This window comes from Delftia sp. S65 (genome assembly GCF_016516495.1).
GTDB lineage: Bacteria > Pseudomonadota > Gammaproteobacteria > Burkholderiales > Burkholderiaceae_C > Comamonas > Comamonas acidovorans.
In genome coordinates this window covers 1-586 of sequence record NZ_JACVUR010000098.1, presented here as the reverse complement: position 1 = coordinate 586, position 586 = coordinate 1, and the positions used below count along the sequence as shown (strand labels likewise).

Here is a 586-nt window from a genome sequence, read left to right as displayed (position 1 = left end):
CGCCGAACTGCGCCAGGAAATTGCCGACTTGCCCAGCTATGGCTACCGACGCGCCTGTGCCTTGGTGAACCGCCAGCGTGCGGCACGGGGCGCCCCGAGGGTCAATGCCAAACGCGTTTATCGCGTCATGGCACAAGCCGCTCTGCTGCTGCCCAAGGCGACTCGCCGGCGCCAGGCCGCACGCACGCATGAGGGCCGTGTTGCGGTCTCGCGCAGCGACCTGCGATGGTGCTCCGATGGTCTGGAAATCAAGTGCGATTCGGGCCAGACCGTGACGGCCACCTTCGCCAAGGACTGCTGCGACCGTGAGGTGATGGCTTGGCGCGCGTGGGAGGGCAAAGGGCTGCCAGGCGAGCCGGTGCGCGAGATGCTCATCGAGGCCGTCGAGCGCCGCTTCGGCTCGGTCGAAGCGGTCCCGCAGAGCCAGGAGTTGGAGTTCCTCAGTGACAACGGCGGTGCCTACATCGCCGCCGAAACGAGGGCACTGGCACGCGCGCTGGGCTTGAAGCCCATCAACACGCCCGTCTGCAGCCCACAGAGCAACGGCATGGCCGAGAGCTTCGTCAACACCTTCAAGCGCGACTAT

General features: G+C 66.6%; 1 protein-coding gene. It reads left to right on the top strand.

The features are described 5' to 3' along the window. On the top strand, positions 1 to 586 hold a 586-nt coding region (locus IAE24_RS29965), incomplete at both ends, for a DDE-type integrase/transposase/recombinase (protein WP_199962543.1).